Annotated in this window: 6 protein-coding genes; 2 read left to right on the top strand and 4 right to left on the bottom strand. The window is 72.3% G+C overall.

The features are described 5' to 3' along the window. Positions 1 to 370 precede the first annotated feature (370 nt). Positions 371 to 760 carry a hypothetical protein gene (locus ACIG5F_RS39840; RefSeq protein WP_396525270.1) on the bottom strand — a complete coding sequence of 130 codons (390 nt, stop codon included), beginning with the start codon at positions 758 to 760 and terminating at the stop codon, positions 371 to 373. Further along, the gene (locus tag ACIG5F_RS39845; protein ID WP_396525271.1) at positions 748 to 2,040 is read right to left on the bottom strand and encodes a helix-turn-helix domain-containing protein; all 1,293 of its coding nucleotides are present in this window, start codon (positions 2,038 to 2,040) and stop codon (positions 748 to 750) included. Before ACIG5F_RS39845 ends, ACIG5F_RS39840 begins: the two co-directional genes overlap by 13 nt. A 243-nt stretch (positions 2,041 to 2,283) precedes the next feature. Here ACIG5F_RS39845 and ACIG5F_RS39850 point away from each other — a divergent pair, with 243 nt between their 5' ends. Continuing rightward, positions 2,284 to 2,442, top strand: coding sequence for a hypothetical protein (locus ACIG5F_RS39850; protein ID WP_396525272.1), 159 nt, complete (start codon positions 2,284 to 2,286; stop codon positions 2,440 to 2,442). Between the two features lie 7 nt (positions 2,443 to 2,449). Here the strand turns inward: ACIG5F_RS39850 and ACIG5F_RS39855 are convergent, their stop codons facing one another. Next, entirely contained in the window at positions 2,450 to 5,380 is a 2,931-nt protein-coding gene (locus tag ACIG5F_RS39855) for an AfsR/SARP family transcriptional regulator (protein WP_396525273.1), read from the bottom strand. Between the two features lie 329 nt (positions 5,381 to 5,709). Here ACIG5F_RS39855 and ACIG5F_RS39860 point away from each other — a divergent pair, with 329 nt between their 5' ends. After that, positions 5,710 to 6,090: a nuclear transport factor 2 family protein gene (locus ACIG5F_RS39860; RefSeq protein WP_396525274.1), complete on the top strand. Its 381-nt coding sequence runs from the start codon at positions 5,710 to 5,712 to the stop codon at positions 6,088 to 6,090. A 29-nt stretch (positions 6,091 to 6,119) separates the two neighbouring features. Here the strand turns inward: ACIG5F_RS39860 and ACIG5F_RS39865 are convergent, their stop codons facing one another. Next, entirely contained in the window at positions 6,120 to 6,494 is a 375-nt protein-coding gene (locus ACIG5F_RS39865; RefSeq protein ID WP_396525275.1) for a nuclear transport factor 2 family protein, read from the bottom strand. Positions 6,495 to 6,516: the final 22 nt, after the last annotated feature.

A 6,516-nucleotide genomic window follows, 5' to 3' on the forward strand; every position in this document is an offset into this window, starting at 1 on the left:
CGATAGCGCCTCGATACGCCATCGCCCAGAGGACTCCACACAAAATCCACCCGGAGCCACCAACCCACCGCCCCACCCCACCCCCAACCACACAAAAACCCCACCCACAAAACAGCCCCCACCCCACCCCCAACCACACAAAAACCCCAACCCCTCACCGCAAACCCCACCCCACGGCAACCGCGCGGCGCGGGCACCCGAACCACACCCGCAACCACCAGAAGAGCCGACCAAAAACACACCGGCACCGCGCCCGCAATGAGCCCAAGACCAGCGAGGTGCCGCAGCCGGTGCCCCGTACCGCCCAAAGCCGACCTGCCCGTCGAACCGCTCAATCGAACCGCTCAATCGAACCGCTCAGTCGAACCACTCAACCTAGGACGATGCCGGTGGAAGTGGCGAGAGCAGCGAGGGCGGCGGGTGTGTGAAGGGTGCGCTCGGCGAGGCCGGTGCCGGGGGTTGGGGCGGGGCGGTGGCCGCCGGCGAGGGCGTCGTCGACGGCCATGATGGCTACGAGGCATTCGCGGAGTTGGGCTAGTGGGGTGGGGGTCGGGGGCGGGTCGGCGATGAGGATGAGGCGGCCGCCGTGGTGGGGATGGCCGAGGGAGTTCAGTGCCCAGGCGGCGGCGCGGGGGACGTGGGGGGTGGGGAGCGCGGGAAGCACGGTCAGGGTGGGGACGTCGTCGAGCACGAACAACGCCAGCAGGGGCGGGCCGGTGCCGAGTGCGGGGTCAAGGGTGCCGATTCCTATGCGGCACAAGGTGATTCCTGCGACCGGGCGCGGACGAGGGATAGGATCTGGAAGCGGGAACCGGTGGTGGTCTGGCGGACGCGGATGACGCCGTGCAGGATCAGGCTGCGAAGGACCTGTCCGGTGGCGGCGACGCTGAGACCGGTCGCGGACGCGAGCTCGGGCAGGCTGGCGTCGGGGGTGAAGTCGGCCAGTGTGGACAGTGCGGCCCGGTCGCCGGGGGACAGCAGGGCGAGGTGTGAGTCCACTTGGGACAGTAGGGACGGGTCGAGCAGGGCGGCCGGGTCGGCGCGCAGGATGTCCAGCAGGGTGGGCAGATCGTAGACGGCGTGCCAGGAGGCGACGGCGGCGAGCGCGGGCGGGAGACCGTCGACGGCGGCGCAGACGGCGGCGACGAGGGCGGCCTCGTCCCGCGTCTGACCGCAGCCGGGGCGGATCCGGTCGAGGTGGGTCAGGAGCAGGCGAACCGCCGGCACGGCAGCAATCATGCGAGGATCGCTCACCTCGTCCTCGGGGACGGCCAGCGGTCCGAGCAGGAAGGCGCGCTCACCAGGCAGCGACTCAGGATCGGTGGTGGTGACCAGCACCCGCAGCCGGGCGCACTCCCCCAACAGCCACAGCACGGCGTCGGCACGAGGAGTGCCGCCGTCGAGGACCAGCAACGCATCCCGGTCGGCGATGGCCTCCGCCACCTCGGCCAGGTCGTCGGCGGCAGTCGGGTCGAACAGCGCCCGACTCGCGGTGTCCAGCAGTCGCGCCAGCCAGTCGTCCGATCTGGTCCGGCCCACCGCCGCCGCCGCGCCGGCCGTCGGAGACGTGCACCAAAGCACCGGCAGTCGTGATCGGCTGTGCAGGCCACGGGCGATTTCCACGGCCAGCCGGGTCTTTCCCACGCCGGGCAGCCCGCGCAGCACCACCAGTCGGCTGACGCCACCGGCCAGTTCCGCAGTCACCGCACCGATTTCGCTGTCCCGTCCGATAATGGCGTCGAGCGCCACCGGCGGGACGGCGGTCACGGCGTCGAGGGTGGGGCGCAGCGGTCGGCCGTGGTTGGCCGCCAGCTCCAGCCCCGCTCTGGCTCGTCTGCCCAGCCGTAACGCCTCGGCGATCAGCCGCACGGTGTCGGTGCGCGGCCGGGCGCGGCTCTGCTCCAGGTCCCGGATGGCGCGCTCGCTGATGGTGGACAGGTCGGCCAGCATCCGCTGGGTCAGCCCGGTGTTGGTGCGCAGCCGGCGCAGCAGCGATCCGAACTCCTCCTCGACGCCCCCGGCGACGGCGTACTCGATCATCACGACCCCCACGGGTTGTTTTCGGCGAACGCGTCGGATCCGCGTTCGAAAACGATGTCAACCCATTCCGCTATCCCGCCGACATCCCGCACCTAAGCCGGAAAGCCGCTGGCCAGCGCCCGTGATAGCCAGGCGCGCCGCCATGATAGTCAGGGGATAAACAACGGGATAGCACGCGGATTCGAACGGTTCGTAGCGTCATTGGCATCAGCCCGGAAACGCCCGAACCCCCAGGAGCCGAAGATGATCCGCACGGTCCTCGCCCGCACCGCCGCCGCCACCCTCGCCGCCACCGCCGCGCTGGTCGTCCTGACCGGAATCGCCGACGCCGCGACCCAGCCCGCGCACACCTCGGTCGCCGCCTCGACCTTCGTCGGCGCGGACAGCGACCCGTGGGACTGAGGTGTGCTCAGGAAGCGTCGGCGACTTCCAGCGCGGCGCCGCCGGTCGACCCGGCGAGCCCGCGCAGGGCGCGCTTCGCGGTGACCACGCCGCGATCGTCGCCCAGCTCACCGAAAGCCGACACGGCCCGGGTCAGCAGGTCGGCGGCCAGGCCGGGCTGGTCCAGTCGGGTCAGCACCTCGGCCAGCGCCACCCGGACCGACGCCGCGCCGGCGTGGTCCATGATGTTCTCCCGCCGCGCCAGCGCCTGCTCGTAGTAGAGCCGCGCCAGGTCGTAACGCCGCGCGGCCGCGTTGACCTCGGCCAGGTTGCACAGCAGGTGCCCCTCGCCGATGACGTCCCGGTTCTGCCGCACCATCTCCAGCACCTCGCCGAGCGTGCGGGTCGCCTGGTCGTACTCCCCGGCCTGGGCCTGCAACTGGCCGATCCGGCGTTGGGTGTGCGCGATGCCGCCGCTGTAGTCGACCGACCGGTAGATCGCCATCGCCTCGGTGAGATCCGCGCCGGCCACGTCGCGTTCCCCGCGCTGGGCCAGGATCTGGGCCCGCTGGGTGAGCACCGACGCCCGGCCGACGATGTCCTCGACCCGGCCGAAGTCGACCAGCGCCTGCCCGTACAGCTCCATGGCCCGGTCGCCGTCGCCGTCGTAACGGGCCAGTAGCGCCAGGTCGCGGCGGCACAGGCCGAGTCCGCGCGCGTCGTCGAGCGCGTGGAACAGGCCCAGCGCCTCGGTCAGCGTCTCGCGGGAACGCGGGTACTCGCGCCGGTAGATGTGCAGTGTGCCAAGGGATCCGAGCAACGCCGCGGTGCCGCGGGTGTTGCCGGCGGCCCGGGTCGCGGTCAACGCGTCGTCGTGGGTGCGCTGCCAGTCGGCGAGGTAGCCTCGCATTTCACACAGGGTCGCGGCCGAAACCGCCAAGTCCCAGCACAGTTCGTCCAGGCCCCACTTGGCCGCCTGCGCGATGGCCGCGCACAGGTTGGCCTGCTCGCCCGCCATCCAGTCCAGCGGGTCGGCCAGCACCTGGTCGACGTAGTCGGCGGGCGGCAGCCAGCGGGGACCGGCGCCGTGCAGCACCACGTAGTCCCCGCCGTAGACCTTCCGGTGCGCGCGTTCGGCCAGCGCGAGCCAGCCGCCGACCATCCGCCGCACCGCGCCGGCGTGGTCGGCCGGGTCGACCTCGGCGGCCAGCCGCTCGCCGGCGAACAGCCGCACCATGTCCTGGAACCGGTAGCGGAACTCGCCGGTGGCCTCGACCGCGGCGACGTCCAGCATCTGCACGTCCACCAGCGGTTCGAGCAGGTCGGACGGGAACGGGTGGTCGTCGTCGAGCACCGCCCCGGCCAGCCAGCCCGGCAGGGTGCTGCCGCCGGCCAGGCTGAGCAGCCCGAACAGGCGCCGCGACCGGGGGTCAAGGCCATCGTGGGTCAGCGACAGGCTGGCCCGCACCGTCATCTCGCCGTGGGCCAGCTCGTCCAGCCGGCGCCGCTCGCTGGCCAGCCGGTGCACCATCGACGCCAGCGACCAGTGCGGCCGCGCGGCCAGCCGGGCGGCGATGATCCGCAGCGCCAGCGGCAGCCCGCCGACGGTCCGCACCAGCGCCGACGCCGACTCCACCTCACGGTCCACCCGCTCCGCGCCGACCACCCGGCGCAGCAGCGCCAGCGCGTGCTCGTGGTCGAGCACGTCGAGTTCGAGCTGTCGGGCCCCGGGGACGCCGGTGAGCCGGGTGCGGCTGGTGATCAGCACCGCGCAGCTGCTGCTGCCCGGGAGCAGCGGCGCCACCTGCCGCTCGCTGACCGCGTCGTCCAGCACCACCAGCACACGCCGCTCGGCCAGCAGCGTCCGGTACATCTCGACCCGGCCGGCCAGGCCGTCGGGGATCATCGGGCCGGGGATGCCCAGCGCCAGCAGGAACCGGCCGAGCACGTCGACGGCCCCTTCGGCGTCGCCGCCGGTGCCGCGCAGGTCGCAGTAGAGCTGTCCGTCCGGGTAGTGCCGCTCGGCGACCCGGTGTCCGATGTGGGTGGCCACGGTGCTCTTGCCGACCCCGGGACGGCCGATGACCACCACCACGCCGATGGCCCGGTCGCCGCCGGTGAGCACGGACTCGGCGGTGGCGATCAGCTCGTCGTGGCCGACGAAGTCGGCGGTGTCGGCCGGCAGCTGCCGGGGCCGTTCCATGCGGGGCTGTTCGGGCACGGGTTCGGCCAGGGCCACCACCGGGACCTCCGGCGCCGGCCGTAGTTCGTCGGCTCCGGCGAGGATGGCCGACTCCAGGGACCGCAGCTCCGGCCCCGGCTCCAGGCCGAGCTCGTCGATCAGCAGGGCCCGGCCGCGGCGGTAGACGTCGAGCGACTCGGCCTGCCGGCCGGCCCGGTGCAGGGCGGTCATCAGCAGTCCGCGCAGCCGCTCGCGCAGCGGGTTCTCCTGCACCAGCCGGCCGATCTCGCCGATCAGCTGGTGGTGTCCGCCCAGGTCCAGCTCGAGTTCGAGGTAGTCCTCGGTCGCGCCCAGCCGTTCCTCGTCCAGCCGCAGCGCGCGGGCGCGCAGCGCGCGGTTGGGCAGGCCGTGCAGGCACGGGCCGCGCCAGCGGGCCACCGCGGCGCGCAGCAGGGCGGCGGCCCGCGCGGTCTGTCCTTCGCGGGCCAGCACCCTGGCCTCGCCGACCTCGGCGCTGAAGGCGTGCGCGTCCAGGCTGTCGTCGGGAATCCGCAGGCGGTAGCCGGGTGGACGGGTGTCGATGGTGGCGGGCAGGCCGCCCTGGGTCAGGGTCTTGCGCAGCCGGGACACGCAGATCTGCACCTGGGTGCGGGCCGTGTCCGGCGGCTGGTCGTCCCACAGCACGTCCACGATGTGGTCGGTGCTCACGATGTGGTCGGCCTCGACCAGCAGCAGGGCCAGGATGACCTGCTGACGGCCCGGCGGCACGTGCACCACGCCCGCGGGTCCCTCTATCTCGATCGGGCCCAGGATTCTGAATGCCGCATTCGCCGCATTCCCGTCCGGACCCGGTGTGCCCCCAGTAGCCACCGCGTCATCACCATGCCGTAAATGCCGTCCGAACTTCGATCTTCTCGCAGTCGGGACAATGTATGAGGCCCATGCGGGCTGCGCAAACGCCCTTTCGGGCGGCCCTTGGGCCGGTCGTCGGCGTACCTCCGGCGCATTGCTCCGTTTAACGCCGTGATAGCGCGCTGATTGCCGGCGGGATGGCGGTGGACGGGAGCATGGTCGGGCAGGTGTTCCGACCTTCCACTGGAGCGGGTATGAGCAAGGGAGATCGCCAGCTTCGGCCGAGCGCGGCGACGACAGCCGCGGGGCTCGACCATGTGCGGCTGTCGTACGCCTACCTCGACGAGGGCGAGTGGGACGCCTACACCTCGGTGCTCGACGAGGACATGGCGGTGTACGGCATCGGCGCTGGTCCGGCGCTTGGCCGGGCCGAGGCGGTGCGGGCCGTGGGCGGTCTGGCCGGCCGGCACGAGGTGCACCAGGTGATCGGCAGCGGCAGCTGCGTGGTGGCCATCGGCCGGTACCGCGGCGCCGTCGCGGATGTGGAGTTCGCGGACGTCTTCACCCTCTCCGACCGGGCGCTGCTGCTGAGCCAGCGGCGGTTTCGGTACCTGGAGGAGGTACCCGGGGCGTGACCGTTGTGGTCACGCCCCGGGGCACACCCTCACACCAGGGGGGCGAAGAAGAACGTGTCCCGGCGGGTGAAACGGCCGTCGCCGCTCATCAGGAAGAAGTCGGCGAACCGCAGGTGCACCTCGCGGCCGTCCAGCAGCTCCCCGTCGAAGTTCCCGTTGACCGCCACCTGCTCGCCGTGGGCGACGACGGTGGTCACGGTGTGCCGGCCGGACCGGATGATCCGCTCGCCGCCGTAGAAGCGCTCCAGCGCGGCGTGCCCGACCATCGGCTCGTAGCCGGGGCGGCAGTAGGTGGCCTCGGGGGTGAACAGGTTGACCAGGCCAGTCACGTCGCCGGCGTCCACCAGCTCGTAGTAGTGCAGGACGATGTCGGTGGCGGTGGCGGTGCCCAGGGTGGCGGTCATGGCTCTTCTCCTCGTTCAGGTG

The sequence above is a fragment of the Kutzneria sp. NPDC052558 genome (assembly GCF_044547355.1).
GTDB lineage: Bacteria > Actinomycetota > Actinomycetes > Mycobacteriales > Pseudonocardiaceae > Kutzneria.